At 73.2% G+C, this 22,189-nt stretch carries 16 protein-coding genes; 11 read left to right on the top strand and 5 right to left on the bottom strand.

Going from position 1 to position 22,189, the window contains the following annotated elements; genetic code table 11:
* Nucleotides 1-151 precede the first annotated feature (151 nt).
* Nucleotides 152-1,837: a stealth family protein gene (locus OM98_RS14645; protein WP_010532761.1), complete on the bottom strand. Its 1,686-nt coding sequence runs from the start codon at nucleotides 1,835-1,837 to the stop codon at nucleotides 152-154.
* A gap of 306 nt (nucleotides 1,838-2,143) precedes the next feature.
* On the opposite strand from OM98_RS14645, the gene OM98_RS14360 reads away from it, so the two are divergent.
* Genes OM98_RS14360 through OM98_RS01330 form a run of 3 tightly spaced genes read left to right on the top strand, consistent with a single transcriptional unit; the run spans nucleotide 2,144 to nucleotide 7,087 of the window.
* Nucleotides 2,144-3,517: a stealth family protein gene (locus OM98_RS14360; protein ID WP_050812604.1), complete on the top strand. Its 1,374-nt coding sequence runs from the start codon at nucleotides 2,144-2,146 to the stop codon at nucleotides 3,515-3,517.
* A gap of 46 nt (nucleotides 3,518-3,563) precedes the next feature.
* Nucleotides 3,564-4,424 (top strand): hypothetical protein, encoded by an 861-nt coding sequence (locus OM98_RS01335; protein ID WP_139017538.1) that lies wholly within the window; start codon nucleotides 3,564-3,566, stop codon nucleotides 4,422-4,424.
* Complete coding sequence (locus OM98_RS01330) at nucleotides 4,421-7,087, top strand: stealth conserved region 3 domain-containing protein (protein ID WP_010532758.1); 2,667 nt, start codon at nucleotides 4,421-4,423, stop codon at nucleotides 7,085-7,087. The genes OM98_RS01335 and OM98_RS01330 overlap by 4 nt, the downstream gene beginning before the upstream one ends.
* A gap of 9 nt (nucleotides 7,088-7,096) precedes the next feature.
* Here OM98_RS01330 and OM98_RS01325 read toward each other — a convergent pair whose 3' ends face one another.
* Both OM98_RS01325 and OM98_RS14640 read right to left on the bottom strand, forming a co-directional pair.
* Nucleotides 7,097-7,438, bottom strand: coding sequence for an MGMT family protein (locus tag OM98_RS01325; RefSeq protein WP_010532757.1), 342 nt, complete (start codon nucleotides 7,436-7,438; stop codon nucleotides 7,097-7,099).
* 50 nt (nucleotides 7,439-7,488) lie between these two features.
* Complete coding sequence (locus tag OM98_RS14640; protein WP_010532756.1) at nucleotides 7,489-8,298, bottom strand: hypothetical protein; 810 nt, start codon at nucleotides 8,296-8,298, stop codon at nucleotides 7,489-7,491.
* Nucleotides 8,299-8,422: 124 nt separating this feature from the next.
* Between OM98_RS14640 and OM98_RS01315 the strand changes: the two genes are divergently transcribed.
* From OM98_RS01315 to OM98_RS01295, 5 genes are all read left to right on the top strand, one after another.
* Nucleotides 8,423-9,100, top strand: a complete 678-nt coding sequence (locus tag OM98_RS01315) for a DUF4194 domain-containing protein (protein ID WP_010532755.1) — start codon at nucleotides 8,423-8,425, stop codon at nucleotides 9,098-9,100.
* Nucleotides 9,101-9,327: 227 nt separating this feature from the next.
* Complete coding sequence (locus OM98_RS01310; RefSeq protein ID WP_010532754.1) at nucleotides 9,328-10,377, top strand: ABC transporter substrate-binding protein; 1,050 nt, start codon at nucleotides 9,328-9,330, stop codon at nucleotides 10,375-10,377.
* Between the two features lie 4 nt (nucleotides 10,378-10,381).
* Entirely contained in the window at nucleotides 10,382-11,380 is a 999-nt protein-coding gene (locus tag OM98_RS01305; RefSeq protein ID WP_010532753.1) for a FecCD family ABC transporter permease, read from the top strand.
* Complete coding sequence (locus OM98_RS01300; protein ID WP_010532752.1) at nucleotides 11,377-12,429, top strand: FecCD family ABC transporter permease; 1,053 nt, start codon at nucleotides 11,377-11,379, stop codon at nucleotides 12,427-12,429. The genes OM98_RS01305 and OM98_RS01300 overlap by 4 nt, the downstream gene beginning before the upstream one ends.
* Nucleotides 12,430-12,442: 13 nt before the next feature.
* Nucleotides 12,443-14,299: an SIP domain-containing protein gene (locus OM98_RS01295; protein WP_010532751.1), complete on the top strand. Its 1,857-nt coding sequence runs from the start codon at nucleotides 12,443-12,445 to the stop codon at nucleotides 14,297-14,299.
* Between the two features lie 164 nt (nucleotides 14,300-14,463).
* On the opposite strand, the gene OM98_RS15415 is transcribed toward OM98_RS01295, so the two are convergent.
* A complete protein-coding gene (locus OM98_RS15415; RefSeq protein ID WP_245528698.1) occupies nucleotides 14,464-15,261 on the bottom strand; it encodes a DUF559 domain-containing protein in 798 nt (265 codons plus the stop codon).
* Nucleotides 15,262-15,589: 328 nt separating this feature from the next.
* Between OM98_RS15415 and OM98_RS01285 the strand changes: the two genes are divergently transcribed.
* The 3 genes from OM98_RS01285 (at nucleotide 15,590) to OM98_RS01275 (ending at nucleotide 20,777) form a co-directional block, all read left to right on the top strand.
* Nucleotides 15,590-16,624: an alcohol dehydrogenase catalytic domain-containing protein gene (locus OM98_RS01285; protein WP_010532748.1), complete on the top strand. Its 1,035-nt coding sequence runs from the start codon at nucleotides 15,590-15,592 to the stop codon at nucleotides 16,622-16,624.
* 281 nt (nucleotides 16,625-16,905) lie between these two features.
* Complete coding sequence (locus tag OM98_RS16320) at nucleotides 16,906-20,298, top strand: ATP-binding protein (protein ID WP_010532747.1); 3,393 nt, start codon at nucleotides 16,906-16,908, stop codon at nucleotides 20,296-20,298.
* Nucleotides 20,295-20,777, top strand: coding sequence for a hypothetical protein (locus OM98_RS01275; RefSeq protein ID WP_010532746.1), 483 nt, complete (start codon nucleotides 20,295-20,297; stop codon nucleotides 20,775-20,777). The genes OM98_RS16320 and OM98_RS01275 overlap by 4 nt, the downstream gene beginning before the upstream one ends.
* Here the strand turns inward: OM98_RS01275 and OM98_RS01270 are convergent.
* The gene (locus OM98_RS01270) at nucleotides 20,746-22,188 is read right to left on the bottom strand and encodes a phosphotransferase (RefSeq protein ID WP_010532745.1); all 1,443 of its coding nucleotides are present in this window, start codon (nucleotides 22,186-22,188) and stop codon (nucleotides 20,746-20,748) included. The two genes, OM98_RS01275 and OM98_RS01270, sit on opposite strands and share 32 nt — an antisense overlap.
* Nucleotide 22,189: the final 1 nt, after the last annotated feature.

Below are 22,189 nucleotides of genomic sequence, written 5' to 3'. Positions count from 1 at the left end.
CAGCGCCGATGCTGGTCACGGACTTCTGGTCGAACCGTGACATTACCGCAGGCGGTCCCCCCGATGAACGGAAGGTGACCGCATCGACGCCCGGCGTGGCGCGGCGCGGGACGACTCGGACGGGGCCCCGGACGGTGCCTCCGGTCGACGCTCAGGCAGTGCCCTCAGCGACGTCATGGACCTCGGGGAGCTCGAAGGTCGAGCGGTCGGGGAAGCGGCGTCGCAGGAAGTCGCGCACCAGCCGGTCCACGGTGGCGGGGTCGAGCTGCGGGTCGGCCTCGTTGAGGCAGAAGGTCTGCAGGGAGTCCCGATCCCGTTCCAGCCCGGCCAGGCGGGTCTCCGCGTCCCCGGCGCCGACGTTCACGTAGCTGTAGCGCAGGCCCCGGGTCACGGCCCGGGCGGTCGCGTAGGCGAGGTTCATGTGCAGGGCGCCGGAGACGGTGACGTCACTGGTGCGGCGGAAGGCCGCGGCCCGGGTGGAGGCGACCACCTCCGGCCACCGCTCCTCGATCTCCGCGGACACGGACCGCTGGAGGGCGAAGGGGGCGTGGAACAGCTTCCGGCTCACGCGGCGTCCGCAGACCGCCCCCACCAGAGCGCGGGCGTTCTTCCCCGCCGTGTCCGAGGCGGGTTCGCCGTCCTGCGGGGCACCGGGCGCCACCTGCGCCTTGGAGAGGTACATGTGGGCGATGCCGTTGGGGCTGAAGAACAGTTCGGGGCCCACGGGGGAGGAGAGGAAGACGTCGTCGTTGAAATACAGGAAGTGCTCGCTGAGCCCCTCGATGCGGTGCAGGTTCGCCTCGATGGCATGCGAGTTGAAGGTCGGCAGGGCGCTGCCGGCGGGAGCGATGTCCCGGTGGTCGACCACGGTGAGGCGCGGATGGTCGGGGACCAGCCAGGAGGGCCGCTGACGGTCGGTGACGAGATAGATGTGGCGGATCCAGGGGGCGTACTGCTCCAGCGAGCGCAGCGAGTACCGAAGTTCGTCGTGGTCGATGAAGCGGAGGTCCTCGGCAGCCGCCTCGGTCATGCCCTCCCCGGCCTCCTGTTCGATGGCGGTGCGCTTGCGCTCGATCCATGCCGGGTCCGTTCCGTCGACCCAGGTGTAGACGACGTCGATGGGGAAGGTGACCTCGAACAGCGTGGGGGTGCTCAGAGCCTCCAGGGTCTCGCGATCGCTCTCCTCGGGAGGAGCCGCTGCGAGCGCCTGCGCCGGGAGGCGATCGGTCCGCGGGTGGTAACGCGGCGGACGGAGCGTCGCCGGCTCGTCCTCCGTCGGGGACCAGCGCTCGATCGTGACCGCGGTGTCGAAGCCGTATCGTGCCTGCACGCGTCCGTCCTGCGTGGTCACGGCCGGGTCCAGGACGTGCATGACGGACCAGCCGCTGCCGTCGGCGGGGGGTCCGAGATGCACGGGCAGCCGACTCGCAGCGCGGGGGGAGGCTGAACCAGCCAGGAGCAGGGAAGGGGTCGAGGTGGCCACGGCACGCAGCATGCCGTCCCAGTCCTGCGCCGCGACCACGAGGACGGTGCGGCCGTGATCGCCAAGAGCCGGATAGGAGGTGTGTGGGATGCCCGCAGCAGATAGCTCCTGGGCGAGGCGTTCCGCGAGGGATCGTCGATGCTCTGCGGGGGAGCGGAGCAGCACCGCCCGCGCGGGCAGAGTCCGGGTCCGCATCAGCGGGGGCGCGGGCACGGTTACTGGGATCAGATGGTCGGCGGTGGCGGCCGCGAGCAGCGCGGAGTCCGCGCGCCGCAGGCGCCGCCGGTCCTGCTCCCTGCGAATGGACCTCGCTGCGAGGCGCGAGAACGCGCGGACCTGCGGGATGCCGACCATGTGCTTCTCCTCACTGATTGCTCCCGGAAGGACCCCCGTCTGAGGCGGACCTGCGGGCGAACTGTACCTGAACGGATACATCAGGGCAGATCAGAGCGCTGCAGTCTGCCGCCTGGGAAGAGTCTGTGACGTACACTCCTTGCCGTGCACCGTGCGAGACGCTGGGCCGCGCGCATCAAGCGTGGCTCTCCGATCCGATGGGCCAGGAAGCAGGCCCGGCACATGCTCCCGGTCACTCGCGCCGGGTATGTCCGCTCTGGTCGGATCCGCCGTGGAACGCTCGCTCTCGACGGCGACACGGTCGACGTGCACCAGCTCACACGCGATGCGCTCGCAGAGCTCCGCGCGTATCTCGCCCCGGTCCCGACCCTGCTGAACGCGGATTACCCGCGCTTCTCGCGGCACATCATGGTGCGCGAGGGCGACGCGACGGACATCGAGACCCGTTTGCAGGATCTGCCGCCGCACTGGGAGGTGCGCCGCAACCCCGAGACGGACGGCTGGACGCTTCACCCGCGGTTCGCTGTCGACGGGGCCCCGCTCCCCTGCGACTCGGTCCTGCCGGTCTACCTCGATGTGATGCGCCGGGACGGCAGCTCGTACCGCTCGGGTTCGCTCGGCGGTCTGAGCGGCGTCGACGCCTCGTCATGGGAGCGGCTCGCCCGGACCGGTGAGTACCAGCAGACGGAGACCCGTGCGTTTGACATCGGCGCGCCGATCGACCTGGTGTACACCTGGGTGGACGGCCACGATCCCGCCTGGCAGCGACGGTTCCGCTCCGAGCTCGCGACGCTGGACGCCTCCCCGGCCCTCACGCATCCGAGCGCCGTGGACACCGTGCGCTTCGACGACTCCCAGGAGCTTCGCCATTCCCTCCGCTCGGTCCACCAGTTCGCGAACTGGGTCCGACGGATCCACATTGTCACTGATGGGCAGGTGCCCGCCTGGCTCGACACCGGGCATCCCCGGATTCACCTGGTCGACCACCACGACATCATGGGCGGGAGCCGCTACAACTCCCATGCCATCGAGGCGTCCCTGCACCGGATCCCCGGTCTCGCCGAGCACTACCTGTACCTCAACGACGACGTGTTCTTCGGGCGCGCCGCCTTTCCCTCGGACTTCTTCGTCAAGGACGGCATGGCGCGGTTCTTCCCCTCGGACCTGCCGATCGACCCGGGCCCGGCGACGGCGGACGACCTTCCGATCATGGCCGCCGCCAAGAACGGCCGCGACCTGATCCGGGAGGACTTCGGCCTGGAATGCGGCACCCGGATCCGCCACACGGTGCACCCGCAGCTGAAGTCCGTGAACCTGGAGATCGAGCGGCGTCATCCGGAGCGGATCGCGCAGGTCCGCGCCTCCCGGTTCCGCGCCACCACGGACCTCTCGCTCGCGGCGTCCCTGCACCACTGGTTCGGCTTCGCCCGGGGGACCTCGGTGCCCGGCACCGCGAACTACCTGTACCTGAACATCGACGAGCCGCACGCGGGCCAGGCGCTCGACGCGGTGCTCGCGCAGCGCCGCCACGACACGTTCTGCCTGAACCGCGAGATCTCCCACGCCCACGGCGACCGGGCCGCCACCGACCTCGTGCGCTTCCTCGCGCGGTACTTCCCGCACCGGGCGCCATGGGAGCTCAGCGAGGTCGGACCACGCTCCGAGGCACGAACCACGTGATCCCCACCCCAAGCAACACGACGATCCCTTCGAAGGAGTTCCCGCCGTGAGTCGACTTCCCCGAGCCCTCCGCGCAGCGCGCCGCCGATTCTCCGCCTGGCGCGCCCCGGCGCAGGCGGCGCCCGTGATGCTGGAGGCTGATCTGGACGGGGCGAGCCAGCTGAACTGGCGGTTCCTCGACGGCCTGCAGGGGGAGGTCCGACTGGTCTCCGAGGCGGACGGCTCCGTCGTGGCCTGTCGCGCCGTGCCGTCCCACGTGGTGTGCCACGGCATCGTGCACCTGGCCGAGCTCGACCAGGACGACTACCGGATCGAGGTCCGCGTCCGCGACGAATGGGAGAGGCCGAAGGACCGGTGGGGACGCCGTGGCTCGGCCACCCTGAACCGCGCTGACACCGCCGACGGCTCACGGTGGACCGTCGAGGGCGGGGGCCTGCTGCACCGGACCCCGGCAGCGGCGCGCCCCGTGGAGATCGTCGCGCTCCATGCCTCCTGGGGGAGCGTCGACCTCGAACTCTTCCCCTGCCCCCCGGACTGCCTGCCCGTGCTCGTGCGGCGCAGCGACGGCGAACAGGTCGCCTTCTCGGCGGACCCGGGTGCCGACGCCGGGGACCGCCGACACTTCCAGCTGGACGACCGGGCGTGGGAGGACCTGGCGTCCTCGGCGGAGGTCGAGCCGGCCCCGTGGAACCTGCACGTCATCCGCGCCGGCGAGGAGGCGCCCGGCCCCCGAGTGCCCTGGGGTGGCAGCGCCATCGCCTCGCCGCGGACCGCTGTGCGCTTCGCCCCGGTCGAGCACGAATTGCTCGGTGGGGGCACGGTGAAGCTGCGCCCGTACTGGACCCTCGACCAGTACCTCGCCGTGGAGGTCTCCCGGATGGTCATCACGGAGAAGGTCGGCCGATGAGGCTGGTCTACCTCCTAACCTCCGCCGACGCGAAAGCCGGGACCGAGCGGACCTTCGCCGACCAGGCGCGTGCGATGTCCGAGCGCGGGCACGAGGTCGGCGTCATCAGCGTCTACCGGCGGGAGGAGCCGGGCTTCGACTACGGTCCGGTGACCGCGATGCGGTATGTGACCGATGACCCGGGCCCGAGCGGAGCCCCCAGCCTCGTGATCCCCCAGGAATGGGACGACCAGTTCTCCGCTGACGTCGACCGGGCGCTCCTCGATCACCTCGCCGGCTGCGATGCCGACATCGTCATCACCTCGACCCCGGCCCTGACCGTCTATGCGCTGCTCGGCCTGCCGGCGCACGTCCGCATCGTCCAGGAGGAGCATCGGCCATCCCTCGCACGGGGTGTCACCGCGATCCCGCTGCTCCGTCACGGGCCGTCCGTGGACGCGGTCGTCAGCCTCACCCAACGCGATGCGACCTGGCTCGGAGCCCAGTGGGGGGACCGGGCGCCCCGGATCGAGGTGATCCCGAACGCGCTGCCCGACACGGGGCGGCCGATCAGCGGACGTCGGCAGAAGGTGATCATGGGCGCCGGTCGGCTGGTGCGGTCCAAGGGGTTCGCGGACCTCATCCGCGCTTTCGCCGTCGTGGCCCCGGAGTTCCCGGAATGGAGGCTGCGGATCTTCGGCGACGGACCCGAAGCGCCCGCCCTGCGCCGGCTGGTCCGAACCCTGGCCGTCGTGGACCAGGTGGACCTGATGCCCCCGACGAAGGACATCGAGCGGGAGTGGGCCCGTGCGAGCATCGGGGCCCTCGCGTCCCGGTACGAGGGTCTTCCCCTCGTCCTCCTCGAGGCGCGGGGCGCTCATCTGCCCCTGGTGGCCTATGACTGCGAGACCGGGCCGAGGGAGATCATCGAGCACGGCACGGACGGGTACCTCGTCCCCGTGGGTGACATCGCGGCCTTCGCGGATTCCCTGCGGCCCCTGATGGCGGACGACCGGCTCCGGGACCGGATGGGCGATGCCGCCCCGGAGAACCTGCGACGCTTCGCCCCGGCCGCCGTCGCGCGGCAGTGGGAGGACCTTCTCCAGGAGCTGGCATCTCGACCGAGTCTGCGCAGCCGGACCGAGCCGGATCCGTCCTCGGCTGGCGGGGCGGCCTCCGTGGGCGGTGCATCCGACGTCCCGATCGCTCACCGGTTCCGCAAGATCACGCTGCGCAGCGAGGACCTCACCCCGGGGCGATGCCGCGAACGCACCCGCCGGACCTTGGAGGAGGGACTGGCCGGAGCTGGGATCCTCTCCCGACCCCTACGGCCAGCGGGCGCCGACCGGGCGTGGGCGGTGCCCCTCGATTCCCGCGAGGCGCTCCTGGACGCGCTCCGGTCGATGGATCTGGCAGGGACAGAGGTCCGGCTGTACGCCGGGTCGCTGCGGCTCGACCGGGACGGCTACTCCTGGCGGGTGGGCGAGGACCCGGTGGACCTCAGCACGGTCACGCGGCTCTACATCTTCCGCCACTACGTCGGCGCCGGCGCGAACGGGCATCTCGGCCACGCGGCGGGGGTCACGGTCGACCTGTGGAGCGAGGACCTGGCGCGGCCGGGACTCTGGCGCGGACGCATCCGGAACCAGGAGGTCGATGCCCTCCGCCGGGACCAGTTCGACGTCCCACTCTTCACCGCCTGGCGACCGCAGCAGGGAGCCCCGCTCTGGTCCTCGGTCGAGGTCCCGATTGACGCCGTCTACACCTGGGTCGACGGCAGGGACCCGCAGTGGCTGGAGCGACGGGCTCAGGTCGAGCCGGAGCAGGGACCCGGGAGGTTCGCCGAGCTCGCGGGCGGGGACGTCCGGTACCTCAACCGCGACGAGCTGCGGTATTCGCTCCGGTCGATCCACGCCCACGCCCCGTGGATCCGGCGCATCCACCTGGTGACCGACGGTCAGCGGCCGTCGTGGCTGCGGGAGGTCGACGATCGCATCCGGGTCGTGGACCACCGGGATCTCTTCCCGGACCCTGAGGTCCTGCCGGTCTTCAACTCCCACGCCATCGAGACCGTCCTGCACCGGATCCCCGGGCTCGCCGAGCACTTCCTCTATCTCAACGACGACGTGCTGCTGATGCGGGAGCAGGAGGCGTCCCAGTACGTGACCCCCACGGGCCTCCCGCGGTTCTTCCCGTCCCCGACCAAGATCAACGACCTCGAGGATCTGAGCGAGCCGCACGAGTCGGCAGGGCAGCGCAACCGGGAGCTGCTCCGCGCCCGGCACGGCGTGAGCATCACCCAGGCCATGCTGCACACTCCGCATCCGCATCGTGTCTCCTACCTCCGCGAGCTGGCGGAGGAGCGCTACCCGGAGGCGATCCGGCGGACACGACGGGCGCGGTTCCGCAGCGGGACGGACGTCTCGCTGGTGTCCTCCCTCGCGCAGTACAGCGGATACCTCGACAAGCGGTACGCACAGGGGAGCCTCCGGGTGGGCTACGTGCCGCTCGGGGCCCCGGACACGGAGGCGCGACTCGCCAGGGCGGCATCGGGTCGACTCGACGTCCTGGCCTTCGGGGAGGCGAACGACGACCCCGATCCGGTGCGTACGCAGCGCATGGCGACCGCGTTCCTCCGCCAGAAGTTCCCCGTCCCGGCCCCCTGGGAGATCCCGAACAGCTGAGGTCCGCGCTCACGACTCCGGCAGGTCCGCCCAGGCCGCCCGCGCCCGCTCCCGCAGCTCGGCTGGGTCGGCGCGCACCCGGCGGATCGCGCAGCCTTCGCCGTGCGGAGCCAGGGGGATGCCCTCGGCCTCCCAGTGCTCCCGGGCGCGGGCACGCAGCGGTGGCGCGATCCGCCCGTCGGCGGCCACCACCCGCCACCAGGGCACCCCGGAGCCCCAGGTGGACATGATCCGGCCGACCAGGCGCGCGCCGACGCCGGCGACGGCCCCGACCTGGCCGTAGTTGGCGACCCGTCCCGGAGGGATCGCCTCCACCGTGCGCAGCACCCGCTCTACGGTGAGGTCGTCCATCCGGGCCCGGGGGAGCGGGGAACCGGCGGGAGCGCCCGGGCCGGCGGGTGTCAGAGCTCCTGGTCCGGCCCGCGGCGGATCGGGCCGCGCGTGGTGGGCTGGTCCTGCTCCGGGGCGTCATGGAAGCCCTCGGAGCCGTCGGTCGCCGTCCCGTCCGTCAGCGGCTCCCCGGCGCCCCCCGCGGGCTGTCCTCGATGCTGTCCGGTCTCCGCCGCGGGGACCGGCTCGAACTCGGTCTGCTCGCTTTCCGTCGCCGGGGCCTGCGCCTCACCGAGCTGCCCGGGGTGCTCCTCCGTGGCCTGCGGGGCAGGGGTCGTCGGCTCCGGCGCGACGGGCTCCGCCGGGGTGCTCGTCGCAGCTCCCGCGGGGCGCTCGTCCACGGGGTGGTCGGTGGGGTCCGCAGCGACGTCACCCGCGCCTGCGGCGCCCGCCCCCGCGGCGGCCTCGGCCGGCGCGGCCTCCGGCTCCGTCGTGCGGTCCCCGTGGTGGTCGCGACGGCGGCGACGCCCGGTGTCGGTGTCGGGGTCCAGCTCATCGGCCTCGCGCAGGCTCTGCTCCATGCGGCGGCGGTCCTGCTCGGCCGCGGCCTGGCGGTCGGCCGCCTCCTGCTGCGCCCGGCGGGCGTCGAGGCTGGCGCGGTCCGCCTCCAGGCTCGCCTCCCGTGCCTGGATCTCCTGCTCCTCGACGCCCATCCGCTCCTGTTCGGCGGCGGCGCGCAGCTCGCCGGCGCGGCGGCGGTCCTCCTCCCGGCGTGCGGCGCGGCGTTTGCTGGAGACCACGGACAGCAGGACGACCAGGATCACGAGGATGATCGCGGCGGCGACGACGGTGGGGATCACCCAGCCGGGGAGGTTGTTCATGGCGGGAGCTCCTGGGGTGCGAGGGGACGGGCAGGACGCCGCGGTGGACGGCGCCGTCGGCAGGCATTCCACCAGATATCCGGGCGCCGCGCCATGAACGGACCCCCCGGTAGAGTGGGCGACCGTGACCAGCACCGACTCCAGACCTGCCCCTGCCGACCTCGAGGACGAGACCTCGGCGGACCCTTCCGGTTCCCCCGGCGGAGCCCTGGTGGACGACTCGCGGCGGGTGCTCGTGCACCTGCTGCAGGGTCCCTTCCTCGACGGTCGCAAGGACCCCTCCCGCTACGCCCAGCTGCTGCGGGACCGCGCAGCCATCGAGCATCGCCTGGCGGACCTCTTCCTGGACCTGGTGGTGGACGACGACGCCCAGGTGGCCTTCGTCCGCCAGGGGGAGGACGATCCCGACGCCCCCAAGCTGCTGCGCCGCCTGACCGGGTTGAACCGCCTGGACTCGGTGCTGCTGCTGGTGCTGCGCCAGATGCTGCTCACCCAGTCCTCCCGCGGGCAGCGCACCGTGGTCTCCGAGGCGGAGATCCAGCAGGCCCTGGCCGCCTACCGTCGCAGCACCTCCACCGACGAGGCGGGCTTCGCCAAGGAGGTCCGCGGCTCCATCGGCAAGCTGCAGCGCGCCGGCCTGCTCGATGAGCAGGGCGAGGACGTCGAGGTCTCCCCGGTGCTGCGCCTGATGATCGGGCCGGACATGGCCCGGGAGTTCATCGGCCTCTACCGGCAGGCCGGTGTGGACGGGCTGCCGGAGGCCGCCGGCGACGAGGCCGGCGAGGAGCAGGACGGCGCCTGATCCTCCCCGGAATCCTCCCCGGAGCCCGAGATCCTTCCCGTCGGACGACGTGATCTGTCCCGCATCCGCCGCGGGGCCCGGTGCCATGACGTGCGGCGATGCCGACCGTGAGGGAAGGGTGACCTCACCGTGACCCGATGGGCAATTGTGGGGCCCTGACCTTGCATAATAAGGTCAGCCTGGCCTTACCGTTCTGGTGCGGCCGCCTCCGACGAGAAGGACCCACCATGTCTGTCACGCGCCGCGCCCTGGTGCTCTCCGCGCTCACCGTCCCCGCCCTGGCCGCCTGCTCCGGCGGCACCTCCGGGAGCGACACCGACTCCGGCAGCACCTCCGACGGCGGCGGCGCGGGCTCCTACCCCGTCACCATCACCCACCTCTACGGCGACACCGAGATCACCGCCGAGCCCACCAGCATCGCCACCGTCTCCTGGGTCAACGGCGAGTCCGTGCTGGCGCTGGACATCGTCCCCGTCGGCATGCCGCTGGTGGAGTGGGGCGGCAACGACAACGGCTCCACCGACTGGACCGACGCGAAGCTCGAGGAGCTCGGCGCCGCCTGGGGCAGCGACAGCGCCCCCGCCCAGTACTCCGAGGCCGACGGCCTGAACGTCGACGAGATCGCCGCCCTCACCCCGGACCTCATCATCGCCGCCTACTCCGGCCTCACCGAGGAGGAGTACGAGCAGCTCACGCAGATCGCCCCCACCATCGGCCCGCTGGCAGCGAACTACACCGCCGCCTGGGACGAGGTGCTGACCGTCGTCGGCCAGGCCACCGGCCGGGCCGACCAGGCCGAGCAGCTGATCAGCGACGTGCAGGCCCAGCAGGCCGCCGTCGGCGAGGACAACCCGGCCGTCGCCGAGTCCACCTTCATCGCCGGCACCCTCGGCCTCTCGGACAACACCATCAGCCTCTATACCGCCGGCGACACCCGCCCGCGCTTCTTCGCCGCCCTCGGCATGACCCAGGCCGAGGTCGTCACCGAGAACACCGAGGACGAGTCGACCTTCTTCATGGAGTGGTCCGCCGAGCGCGCCGACGAGCTGGTCTCCGACATCTTCTACACCTGGGCCTCCGCGGGCGACACCGTCGAGGACTTCGAGGCCAACGACCTGTTCGCCCAGGTCCCCGCGGTCGCCGTCGGCGGCCTCGTGCTGACCGCCGACGACCACCTCACCCTCTCCGTCTCCGCCGCGAACGTGCTCTCCATCCCGTGGGCCATCGAGAACTTCGTGCCCGACGTGATCGCCGCGGCCGAGACCGCCCAGGGCTGATCACGTGCCCCGCGGCGCCACGGTGCTCGCGATCGTCGGGGGCCTGCTGGCCCTGACGGTCGCGAGCGCCCTGTCGCTCTCCGTCGGGGCCCGCTCCGTCGCCCCCTCCGTGGTCTGGGACTCCCTGGTGGCCTACGACGGCTCCCTCACCGACCACGTGGTGGTGCACTCCCGCCTGCAGCGCACCGCCGCCGGCATCGCGGTGGGCGCCGCGCTCGCCGTGGCCGGCGCCGCCATGCAGGGCATGACCCGCAACCCTCTGGCGGACCCCGGCATCCTCGGCCTGAACGCCGGGGCCTCCGCCGCGGTGGTGCTGGGCGTCTACTTCCTGTCGATCTCCCAGGTCACCCAATTCATGGTGTTCGCCTTCCTGGGGGCGGGCGTCGGCACCGTGCTGGTGTACGCGATCGCCTCGATGGGGCGCGACGGCGCCACCCCCGTGAAGCTGGCCCTCGCCGGCGCCGCGATCACCGCCGGCCTCGGCTCTCTGGTCAACGCCCTGGTGCTGCTGGATCAGGCCTCCCTGGACCGGATGCGCTTCTGGCAGGTCGGCACCCTCGGCGCCCGCGACCTCGGCGACGTCGCCACCGTCGGCGTCTTCATGCTGGTCGGCCTCGTGATCACCGTGATCGCCACCCCCACCTTGAACGCCCTCGCCCTCGGGGACGACGCGGCCGTGGGGCTCGGCGTCCCCGTGCGCCGCGCCCGGGTCGGCCTGGGCCTGGCGACCGTGCTGCTGTGCGGCGCCGCCGTCGCCCTCGCCGGCCCGATCGGCTTCCTGGGCCTGGTCGTGCCGCACGCCGCGCGCCTGATCGTGGGCGGGGACTACCGGCGCATCGTGCCCGTCTGCCTGCTGGCCGGGCCCTCCCTGGTCCTGGCGGCCGACGTCATCGGCCGCGTGATCGCCCCGCCCGCCGAGGTGCAGGTCGGCGTGATGACCGCCCTGGTCGGCGTGCCCGTGTTCATCGTGCTGATCCGCACCCGGAAGCAGGTGGGACTGTGAGCGCCGCCGTCGCCCCCGCCGCGGACGTCGCCGCCCCCGGCACCCCGCGCCGCCATGCCGCCCGCGCCCGGGCGGTGCTGCTGATCCTCGCCGTGGTGGTCATCGGTCTGACCGTGGTCCGAGTGCTGGTCGGCTCCCCGATGGTCTACGCCGACCTCGCCGTGCGCGCGATCCTCGGCGAGCAGATCCCCGGCATCTCCTTCATCGTGGTGCAGAACCGTCTGCCCACCGCCGTGGTCGCGATCCTCGCGGGCGTCGCCTTCGGCCTCTCCGGCACGGTCTTCCAGACCATGCTGCGCAACCCCCTGGCCAGCCCCGACGTGATCGGCGTGACCGTCGGCGCCTCCGCCGGCGCGGTGATAGCGATGGCCTTCTTCCAGGCCTCCGGCACGACTCTGTTCTGGTTCGCCCTGCTGGGCGGCATGGGCACTGCCGTGCTGATCCTGCTGGTCGCGGGCGCGCAGCGCTCCGGCTCCGGCGGCGCCGTGGACAACCGCTTCGTGCTGGTCGGCATCGGCGTCGGCGCCGGCCTCAGCGCGCTCATCTCCTACGTGATGACCCGCATCGACACCCGCACCGCGAGCGACGTCATGCACTGGATGGTGGGCTCCCTGTCCACCTCCACCTGGGACCGGGTGCTGGTGCTGACCCTCTCCCTGCTGGTGCTGATCCCGCTGCTGGCGGTGCTGGTGACCCGGCTGCGGATCCTGCAGCTCGGCGACGAGGCCGCGACCAGCCTCGGCCTGCGGGTGCCCGCCACCCGCACCGGGCTGATCCTGGTGGCCGTCGCCCTGTCCGCGCTGACGGTCGCCGTCACCGGCCCGCTGTCCTTCGTCGCCTTCCTCTCCGGCCCCCTGGCGAGGATGGCGGTGGGGCGGCCGAGCTTCCCCGTCGCCGCCCTGATGGGCGCCACCATCGTGCTCGCCGCGGACTTCATCGGCCAGAACGCCTTCGGCTCCGTCGAGCTGCCCGCCGGGGTCATCACCGGCGCCCTCGGCGCGCCGTTCCTGCTGTGGCTGCTCACCCGATCCTCGACCTCCGGAAGCTGATGGTGACCACCCGATGGCCCTCGTGACCGCCCACAACCTGCACCTGGCCTACGACCGCCGCGAGATCGTCCGCGGCCTCGACCTGACCCTGCCCGAAGGCAAGGTGACGATCATCGTGGGCGCCAACGGCAGCGGGAAGTCCACCCTGCTGCGCGGCCTCTCGCGGCTGCTGCCGCCCCGCTCCGGCTCCGTCACCCTCGACGGCAAGGACATCCACGCCCTGCGCGGCAAGGAGCTGGCGCGGCAGTTGGGCCTGCTGCCGCAGACCCCGATCTCCCCCGACGGCGTGACCGTGCGCGAGCTGGTCTCCCGCGGGCGCTTCCCCCACCAGGGCCTGTTCCCGCAGTGGACCGAGCGGGACGAGCACGCGGTGGCGACCGCCCTGAAGGCCACGCGCACCGACGAGCTGGAGGACCGCCAGATCGACGAGCTGTCCGGCGGGCAGCGGCAGCGGGTGTGGATCGCGATGGCGCTCGCGCAGGAGACCGACGTGCTGCTGCTGGACGAGCCCACCACCTACCTCGACGTCACCCACCAGCTGGAGGTGCTGGACGTGGTCCGCGACCTCAACCGCGACCGCGGCACCACCGTCGGCATCGTCCTGCACGACCTGAACCTGGCCGCCCGCTACGCCGACCACCTGATCGCCGTGCGCGACGGGGAGATCTTCGCCGAGGGCGACCCGCACACCGTCATCTCCGAACAGATGGCCCGCGAGGTCTTCTCCCTCGAGGCCCGCATCGAGCCCGACCCCGTCACCGGCACCCCGATGGTGCTGCCGCTGGGGCGGCGCCGGCACCAGGAGCAGACCCAGCACACCGACCCCGAGAGCACCCAGGAGGACCCCGTGACCACCACCCCCGACACCGCGACCCTGGTGCCCGCGCTGGAACACAGCGGCATGCTGGCCTTCGGCCTGGAGGTCGCCGCGGCCCGCTCCCTCGGCCCGACCCTGCGCCGCCTCACCCTGGCAGGGGAGGACCTCGACCACTTCGGCTGCGGCGGCCACCCGCTGGACCTGCGGGTCAAGATGATCATCCCCGGCCCGCGGCCCACCGGCGACCACTTCGCCGCGGTGCGCCCCTCCGGCAAGCTCGACCCCGCCCAGCAGGGCGAGTGGTACCGCGAGTGGCTGCAGATCGACCCGGAGGACCGCGGCTGGATGCGCACCTATACGGTGCGCGAGCAGCGCGCCGCCGGGCATCCCGGCAACCGCAGCGAGCACGCCGAGGTGGACGTCGACTTCGTGCTGCACCCCGAGCCCGACCCGGCTCCCGGCACCGGCGTCGCCGCCCGCTGGGCGCAGTCCGCCGAGGTGGGCGACACCATCACCATGCTCGGACCGAACCGGCACCTGATCGGCACCGACTACGGCGGCATCGAGTTCCGCCCCGGCACCGCCCGCACCGTGCTGCTGGCCGGCGACGAGACCGCCCTGCCGGCGATCTCCTCGATCCTGGAGGCCCTGCCGGAGTCCATCGGCGGCCACGCCCTGATCGAGGTGCCCGAGGCGGGCGACGCCCAGCAGATCCTCACCCGCTCCAGCGTGCGCACCACCTTCCTGCCCCGCGAGGACCGCCCCCACGGCGAGCGCCTGGACGCCGAGGTGCGCCGCCTGATGGCCGAGAACGCCCAGGCCTTCCGCGCCGAGGCCCACGGGGCGGAGGACACCGAGGAGCTGGAGGACGTGGACATCGACCACTCCATCCTGTGGGAGACCACCACCGGGCACGGCACCTTCTACGCCTGGCTGGCGGGGGAGGCGGGCGTGATCAAGGGCCTGCGCCGCCACCTGGTCAGCGAGCTGGGCCTGGACCGCCACCAGGTCTCCTTCATGGGCTACTGGCGCCAGGGCCGCCCCGAGAACTGACCGACGGGCCCCACCGGACGCCCCGCCCGACCCACCTACCCGACCCCGCCTTCGACCCACCGAACCTACTCGACCCCGCCCCACCCGCTCCGCTCGCCCCCCCGCCCGGGCCACAGACTTTTGTGCGCTCACGAACCCTCAGTGGCTCGTGAGTGCACAAAAGCTCACCGGCGCGGGGCGCCGAGGTGACGGAGGCGGTCCAGGAGGGCTCGTGGGTCCAGGAGGTCGGCGTCGGTCGCCCGGACGACGTGCCAGCCCAGCTCGTGCAGTACGTCGTCCTTCCGGCGATCACGACGGAATCTGCGCCGGTCCGTCCGGTGCCAGTCCCCGTCGTACTCGATCGCGATCAAGGGCTCCCGGTAGGAGAGGTCCAGGCGGAACCGCTCGTGAGACCCCCGAGCCAGCACTTCCACGTTGATCCGCGGCTCCGAGAAGCCGGCCGCGAGCAGCAGCAGGCGCAGCTCGGTCTCCTTCGGTGACTCCACCCCCGCCCGGGCCTCGCCCAGGGCCCGGCGCACAGGCACGATCCCGTGGACTCCCGTTGCCCGACGGGCTTCCTCGCGCAGGTCATCCGCCCGACGCCACGCGGGCCGGGGAGCCTTTGGCCCGAGCAGGTGGTCGCACGCTGCGACGAGCTCGGCGGCGGTCAGGCTCGGTGCCAGCTCGCAGAGCACGGCGAGCGGATCGCTCAGCACCAGCCCCGCCCAGCGCACCGTCCCGGCCGGTGCGCGTCCGTGCACGACTACGTGCGGACCCGCGCGTCGCGGGCCGGAGGGAGGCACCGTCACGTGCACCACGCCGGAGTGGTCGTGCTGGTGTTCCAGCGGGACAGGCACCTGGAGCACCTGTGCCGCGGTCGCGTGGCTGATGACCGATTCGGGCAAAACCCGCTGCTGGAGGACTCGAGCCACCAGCGGAAGCTCGGCGGGGTGTTCCGTCAACGTGTAGAACCCCGGGAGCACGTGCGCGAACTCGGGCGAGGCGAGCCGACGGGAGTGGACGCCGCGGGCCAGCAGCTCGTCGCGTGCGTGGATGCTTCCCGGTAACGGTGACCATCGAGGCGCCATGGACGGAACGCTAGGGGCGAGTGGGCACACGGCTGATCGAGGCGAGCCCAGATGGGGACGTGCACGTCATGGGGAGGGACCGCTCCGGCTGAGGTTCTGTGCGCTCACGAACCACCAATGGTTCGTGAGCGCACAGAAGTCTCGGCAGCCAGCGGGGCGGGCGCGGTGGGAAGGGCGAGGGGTCGGGGCGGCACCCTTTTCGTGGGCGTGGTGGACTAGGGGTATGCGTGCCGTCGTCATCGAGCAGTTCGGTCAGGTCCCCGCCGTGCGGCAGGTCCCGGATCCCACCCCGCCGCCCGGTGCCGCCGTGCTCCAGGTGGAGGCCACCGGCCTGTGCCGTTCCGACTTCCATGCCTTCGCCGGGCACGACGACACCGTGACCCTGCCGCACGTGCCCGGCCACGAGCTGGTCGGCCGCGTGATCGGCCTCGGGGAGGGCGTGACCGGCGTCGCCGTGGGCCAGCGTGTGACCACGCCCTTCGTCGAGGGCTGCGGGAACTGCGACTGGTGCCGCCGCGGCGCCTCCCAGGTGTGCCCCGAACAGACCCAGCCCGGCTTCACCCACGACGGCTCCTGGGCCGAGCAGGTCGTGATCCGCGCCGCCGCGCACAACCTCGTGCCCGTCCCCGAGGACCTGCCCGCGGAGGCGCTGGTGCCGCTGGGCTGCCGCTTCGCCACCGCCCACCGCGGGCTCGCCGACCGCGCCCGGGTGCGGGCGGGGGAGACGGTCGCCGTGCTCGGCTGCGGCGGGGTGGGCCTGTCCGCGGTGATGATCGGCGCGGCCCTCGGCGCACGTGTGGTCGCCGTCGACATCGACCCCGGCGCCCGCGAGCGGGCCCTTGCCCACGGTGCCGCGCTCGCCGTCGACCCCACGGGCCCGGACGCCCCCGCCACCGCCGCCGCGATCATCGACGCCGCGGGGGAGCGGCCCACCGTCACCGTCGAGGCGCTCGGCCTGCCGCTCACCACCGACGCCGGCCTGCTGGCGCCGGCGCCGCTCGGCCGGCACGTGCAGATCGGCCTGTACGCCGCCCCGCCGACCCTCGCGATGGGCCGGGTGATCTCCCAGGAGCTGACCGTGCTGGGCAGCCACGGCATGGCCGCGGCCGACTACCCGGGGCTGCTCGCCCTGGTCGAGGACGGCTCCCTGCGTCCCCAGGACCTCGTCGCCCGCACCATCGACCTCGAACAGGCCTGCACCGAGCTGGCCGCGCTCGGACAGCGCACCCTCCCCGGCATCACCCTGATCCGGCCCTGACGTGTCCCCTCGCCGACAGACCACCGTCACGTCTGTGTGGGAATGCGCTCGGGCACGTCACGTTCGCGTCGAAGAGGCGGCCTCTATCCGACGTGAACGTGACGCACCCCGGGCAGGATCTGGGGACTGGGGCGGTGGAAGGGAGCGTGAAGGGGGCGAGGCGGCTCCGGTGCTCCACCGCTCCACCCGCCCGGTGCGACGCTGCTCCCGCCCGCCCGGTGCTCCACTGCTCCCGCCCGCCCGGTGCTCCACTGCTCCCGCCCGCCCGGTACCCTGCACGGGTGGAATCCGATGCCTCGACCCTCGCCCTGCCCGGCGTCGCCGACGCCCCCGCCGACGAGCAGCCCGCCGCGACGGTGACCGACCCCGAGCACCCCCACCCGGGGCAGTGGCGGCTCACCCATCTGCAGGTCTCCAACTGGGGCACCTTCCACGGCACCCACGACCTCGCGATCTCCTCCAAGGGCTTCTTCCTCACCGGCGGCCCCGGCACCGGCAAGTCCACCCTGCTGGACGCCATCAGCGCCCTGCTCACCCCGCCGCGCACCCTGCAGTTCAACGCCGCCGCCTCCGACGCCGGCCCCGCCCGCTCCAAGTACCGCCGCACCGTCGCCAGCTACGTGCGCGGCGCCTGGGCGATGCACTACGACCCGGCCACCGGCGAGTTCAGCCAGGAGGTGCTGCGCGAGAAGTCCACCCTGTCCGTGCTCACCCTGCGCTACACCGACGGCCTCGGCGGCACCGTGCAGCTTTCGCGCCTGCTGCTCCTGCACGCCGGGCACAGCGCCGACAGCGACGTGAAGAGCCTCTACGTCATCGCGCGGAAGCCCCTGGACGTCACCGATCTGCGCCGCTTCGTCTCCACCCAGATCGAGGGCAAGGCGCTGGAGGCCGCCCACCCCGGCACCGAGACCTTCCGCCAGTTCCGCGAGTACCGTGCCGCCTTCAGCCAGCTCCTCGGCATCCCCGACGAGAAGGCGCTCAGCCTGCTGCACAAGATCCAGTCCGCCAAGGAGCTGGGCGACGTCAACGCGCTGCTGCGCGACTACATGCTCGACGCCCCGCGCACCTTCGAGCTGGCCGACCAGGCGCTGGCGAACTTCCACAACCTCTCCGAGGTGCACGAGGCCCTGGTGACCGCCCGCGAGCAGCGCGACCTGCTGCGCGGCCTGCGCGAGAACCACACCGCCTGGACGCAGATGCGCGAGCGCGGCGGCGAGCTGGTGGACCGCCGCAGCGACATCGACGTCTTCGCCTCCCAGCACCTGGTGCGACTGCTCAGCGGCGAACAGGAGCGGCTGCAGCTCGAGGGCGACCGCCTCCAGGCCCAGCAGCGCCGCCTCACCCAGGACGTCGCCGAGGCCCGCTCCGACCTGGCCCAGCTCAAGGAGCAGCGGCGCCGCGCCGGCGGCGGTGAGATCGACGACTGGAAGCAGCAGGTCGCGGGCCTGGAGGTCGAGCGCGAGCGCCGCCGCGAGCGCGCCACCGAGTTCGCCGCCCAGCTCGCGACCGTCGAGCTCGGCACCCCCGCCGGGGAGGACATGTTCCTCGCCCTGCAGCGCGACGTCACCACGATGCGCCAGGACCTCGAGACCGAGGAGACCGGCGCCGACGCCGAGCGCTGGGAGGCCGAGGCCCAGGTGCGCGAGCTCGCCGGGCAGCTGCAGCGCACCAGGGAGGAGCTGGCCTCCCTCACCACCCGCGCCTCCAACCTGCACTCCGAGGACGTCGCCCTGCGCGACGCGATCGCGGCCGAGGTCGGCATCGCCCCCACCGAGCTGCCCTTCGCCGCCGAGCTGCTGCAGGTCCGCGCCGGCGAGGAGGAGTGGACCGCCGCCGCCGAGCAGGCCTTGCGGGGCCTGGCCCGCTCCATCCTGGTCCCGGACCGGGTGTACCGGCAGGTCGCGGCCGTCATCGACCGCACGAAGCTGCGCCGCCGCATCTCCTACAACCGCATCAACACCGACCTGCGCCGTCCCGCGAAGCAGATCGACCCCCGCTCGCTGGCGGCGAACCTCGACGTGAAGGACGGCGAGTTCCACGTCTGGCTCAGCCACGAGGTCGCCTCCCGCATGGACTACACCTGCGCCGAGGACCTCGACGAGTTCACCCGCCTATCCCGCGCCGTGCTGCGCTCCGGGCAGATCAAGCACTCCGCCACCCGCCACGAGAAGAGCGCCGACCGGCAGATCAACGACCGCTCGCAGTGGGTGCTCGGCTTCGACAACCGCGCCAAGCGCGCCGTGTTCGAGACCGAGCGCACCCGCGCCGAGCAGGCCCTGTTCGAGGCTCAGGCGCGTCGAAAGGACGTCGAGACCCAGCGGGAGCGCCGCCGTGAGCGCCTCTACGCCCTGCAGTCCATCAGCGCCGTCACCTGGGACGACATCGACGCCGCCTCTGTGGCCCGGCGCATCGCGAACCTGCGCGACATGGTGCGCGCAGCCGAGGACGGCTCCGCGGCCCTCAGCGAGCTGGCCCGCCAGATCGAGGACGTCGAGCGCTCCATCGCCGAGAGCGACGAGGAGCTGCTCGAGGTGGTCCGCAGCGCCGGCAAGCTCACCGAGCAGTCCGAGCGCGCCGCCGAACGGCTGGAGAAGGCCCGCGCCCAGGTGGCCGACAAGCAGCTCGACCCCGCCGTGGAGGCCGAGCTCGCCGAGCGCTTCGCCGCGATCGCCCCCGCCCTGGTGCTGGACACCATCGACCAGGTCACCAAGGACGCCTCCGCCACCCTGGACGCGGAGCTCATGGACCTCACCCGCCGCACCTCCCGCGCCGAGGAGGACATGCGCACCGCGATGCGCGAGTTCGCCCGTCGCTGGCCCGCCCAGGCCGGGGACACCGAGCCCACCCTGGAGGGCGCCGGGGACTTCCTGGCCATCCTGCAGGGCATCGAGGAGGAGAAGCTGCCCGAGGTGGAGGAGCGCTTCTTCGAGTTCTTCACCGGCAACACGCTCGGGGACGTGCAGGCCCTGGCCACGGCCATCGCCCGCGAGCCCGCCGAGATCCGCAAGCGCCTGCAGCGGATCAACGCGCTGCTGGCCCAGGTCGAGTTCCACTCGGGCCGCTACCTGCAGCTGTCCATGCGGCCCGTGCACCTGGCGGCCCTGGACGAGTTCAAGAGCGCCCTGGAGGAAGCCGTCGCGGGCACCGCCCTGAACGACATGAGCCGCGACCGGGACCTCGCCGAGGAGCGCTTCCTCTCGCTGCGCCACCTGATGGACCTCATCGGCGCCGCCCGCACCCGCGACGACCAGGTCTCCCGCGCCATCCTCGATGTGCGCCGCCACGTCCACTTCCACGCCGAGGAGGTCGACGCCTCCGGCACCGTGGTCCACGCCCACGAGTCCGGCGGCCCCCTCTCCGGCGGCCAGAACGAGCGCCTGACCACCTTCTGCCTCGCCGCGGCCCTGCGCTACCAGCTCGCCGGGACGGGGCAGGACGTTCCCCGCTACGCGCCGATCATCATCGACGAGGCCTTCTCCAAGGGCGCCGGCAAGTTCATCACCGCCGCGATGGAGTCCTTCCGCCACTTCGGCTTCCAGGTGGTCCTCGCCAACCCCGGCAAGAACCCGCAGGCCCTGGCGCCCTTCATCGGCGGCGTCGGCGTGGTCTCCATCCGCCAGGACCGCTACTCGCAGGTGGCGCCCGTCGAGTTCGTGCCGGTGCCCGCGTGAGCACCCCGCCGATCCGCCCCGGCGGCGCCTCGATGACCTCCTCGCGCCCCGGCACCGGCCCGCACCGCACCCTGCCCTCGCGGGCCGAGGTCACCGAGCGCGGCGCCGTGCTGGAGCGGGAGGTCGTGGCCGCCCTGCGGGCCGAGCAGCCCGAGCTGGGGGAGTTCACCGCCCGGCGCCCCGCCCGCGACCGCAACTCCGGCGAGGAGGTCGCCGGCATCGGCACCCTGGTGCACGTCGGCGAGCTGCTGGCCGGCGACGGCGCCCCGGACCCCGGCCGGGTGGCGACCCGGCGGCTGCTGTCCGCGGCGGACGCCGCCGCGGCCCGTCACGGCATGACCGGCCTGCGCACCACCGTCTGCGAGGGGGTGCTGCAGGGCCGCTGGTCCCGCGCGGACGGCGACGAGCTGGAGCTGGTGATCGGGGTGCGGGTCGCCGTGCGCGTGATCAGCGCGCCGTTCCTCCCGCGCTCGCGCTGATCCGGGCCAGGGCGTCCAGCGGGATGCCCAGCCAGTCGGGCCGGTTGCGCGCCTCGTACAGCGCCTCGTAGACCGCCTTGTCAGCCTCGAAGGCCGCGCGCAGCACCGCGAGCGCGGCGTCCTCCGGGTCGAGCCCGGCGCGCTCGGCGTAGCCCGCCCAGAACGCGGACCGGGAGGCCTCCGTCCAGGTGGAGACGTCCTTGCCCTGTTCGGCGGCGACGGCCCCGCGCACGTAGTCCAGGCTGCGCAGCATCCCCGCGACGTCCCGCAGCGGGGAGTCGGGCAGGCTGCGCTCGGCCAGGGGCCGCAGCGGCTCGCCCTCGAAGTCCAGCAGCACCCAGCCGCGGCCGGGGGCGGCGAGCACCTGACCCAGGTGAAGGTCGCCGTGGATGCGCTGCAGCGGCGGCCACTCGACCCGCTCGGCCGCGGCCAGCAGGGACTCCAGCGCCTCGCGGTGCGCGGCCACCTGTGGCACCGCGGCGGAGACCTCGGCGAGGCGGGCCCGCATCTGCGCCAGCACCCCGGCCACCGCCCCGGCATCGGCGGGGGAGGCGCCGAGCTCGGCGGCGAGGTCGGCGTGCACGGCCGCGACGGCGGCGCCGAGGTCCCGCACCGCCGCGGCGGAGTCGGTACCCGCGGCGGACTCCGTGAGGGCCGTGCGCCAGGCGTCCTCGACGCCGGGCAGGAACTCCTGGGCGACCAGCGCGTGAGTGCGCAGGCCCGCCGCGGAGATGAGGCCGGAACCGAGGACGGCCGGCACCCGGGTGCTGCCGGCCGCGGTGAGCGCGCCCTGCAGCTCCACGTCCGGGTTCAGCCCGTCCTGCAGCACCCGGAAGACCTTGAGGATCACCGGGGTGGCGGCGCCGTCCTCCACGATCAGGGAGGTGTTGGACTGCTCGCCGCTCAGCAGCCGGGACCGGCGGGAGCCCGCCGCCGGCAGCGTCCCGCCGCCCGCCACGAACCGCAGCGCGGCGCCGGGGCCCAGCGCGGTCCCGCCGGTCTCCAGGGCCCGCACCACGGCCTCACGGCCGGCGGGGTCGCGCAGGGCGTCCAGCACCCGCAGCTCCGCCCCGGCCGCGGCGTCCGCGGGCACCGGCAGCGAGGTCACCAGGGCGCCCGGCTCCTCCGCGGTCCCCGCCGCCGAGGGCCGCAGGACGAGGGGCACCTGATAGATGGCGGCCCCGGCGGGGGTGGCGATGCGCAGCACGCACCACAGCACCAGCTCCTCGCCGCCGGCGGGCAGCGGGGCCCAGCCGGTGATCTCCATCCGGGGCGTGCCGTCGGCCTTGTGCGCGTACCAGCGCTGCGCCGGCAGCCACGCGGCCAGCGGCGCGGCGAGGCCGTCCAGCAGCTCGTCCAGCGCGGGCAGGGCGGTGATGTCCAGGGTGGCGGGGTATGCCGGCTGATCCATG

Origin of the sequence: Brachybacterium squillarum M-6-3 (assembly GCF_000225825.1) — a bacterium.
Classification (GTDB): Bacteria; Actinomycetota; Actinomycetes; order Actinomycetales; family Dermabacteraceae; genus Brachybacterium; species Brachybacterium squillarum.
This window is presented reverse-complemented; position numbering and strand designations above follow the sequence as displayed.

Coding starts and splice junctions, on each gene's coding strand:
- OM98_RS14645 (WP_010532761.1), bottom strand. CDS start 1,837: ATGGTCGGCATCCCGCAGGTCCGCGCGTTCTCGCGCCTCGCAGCGAGG.
- OM98_RS01330 (WP_010532758.1), top strand. CDS start 4,421: ATGAGGCTGGTCTACCTCCTAACCTCCGCCGACGCGAAAGCCGGGACC.
- OM98_RS01325 (WP_010532757.1), bottom strand. CDS start 7,438: ATGGACGACCTCACCGTAGAGCGGGTGCTGCGCACGGTGGAGGCGATC.
- OM98_RS14640 (WP_010532756.1), bottom strand. CDS start 8,298: ATGAACAACCTCCCCGGCTGGGTGATCCCCACCGTCGTCGCCGCCGCG.
- OM98_RS01310 (WP_010532754.1), top strand. CDS start 9,328: ATGTCTGTCACGCGCCGCGCCCTGGTGCTCTCCGCGCTCACCGTCCCC.
- OM98_RS01295 (WP_010532751.1), top strand. CDS start 12,443: ATGGCCCTCGTGACCGCCCACAACCTGCACCTGGCCTACGACCGCCGC.
- OM98_RS01285 (WP_010532748.1), top strand. CDS start 15,590: ATGCGTGCCGTCGTCATCGAGCAGTTCGGTCAGGTCCCCGCCGTGCGG.
- OM98_RS01270 (WP_010532745.1), bottom strand. CDS start 22,188: ATGGATCAGCCGGCATACCCCGCCACCCTGGACATCACCGCCCTGCCC.